General features: G+C 68.8%; 1 protein-coding gene. It reads right to left on the bottom strand.

Annotated elements, in window-relative coordinates; translation table 11 throughout:
- Nucleotides 1–320 (bottom strand): hypothetical protein (locus tag DD1DGNOD_RS26850; protein ID WP_165036591.1); only part of this gene is annotated, 320 nt, incomplete at its 3' end.
- Between the last annotated feature and the right edge of the window lie 221 nt (nucleotides 321–541).

The raw sequence follows: 541 nt of genomic DNA, 5'->3' as shown, positions 1-541 counted from the left end.
GGCGGGTCGGGCAGGTCGACCGTGACATCCACCAGGTAGTTCGCCAGACGAGCCGGTAACGCCGGCGGTGGCGGCTCCGCCACCTTTCTTACCCGCAGCCAAGCCGACCGGAGCGCGCTCGTACCCAGGACCACCGCCGTATGCGTCGGGATATCATGCGGTCGGATCAGCGGCGAGTCGTATTCCGCCAGCCGCCGTTTCGGTTTCGCGGACAACTCCAGCGCGAGCGCGGCCAAGTAATCCAAAAGGTGCAGCGACCGCGCCTTCACCTTTTCGTCGTGCCCGACCACCGTGTCTCCCCACGCGCGTTCACCCGTCACGGACAGGACGTTTCTACCGGACAGGTCCGACAACGTCCGACACGCCCGGCCCACGAAGAGCGGGCCCGCGCCGCACGGATCGCCCGAGCAGGTCGTCGCCGACCACGCGTCTGCAGAAGACTACGGCCGGTCCCGTCCGGGGAGGAACCGAATCGGCCCGGCAGATCGGAACCGGCCGTGACGTGGGCGGGCTGCCGCCCACCGCGTCTCCTTCGATCACG

The sequence above is a fragment of the Candidatus Protofrankia californiensis genome, from assembly GCF_900634765.1.
GTDB lineage: Bacteria > Actinomycetota > Actinomycetes > Frankiales > Frankiaceae > Protofrankia > Protofrankia californiensis.
This window is presented reverse-complemented; position numbering and strand designations above follow the sequence as displayed.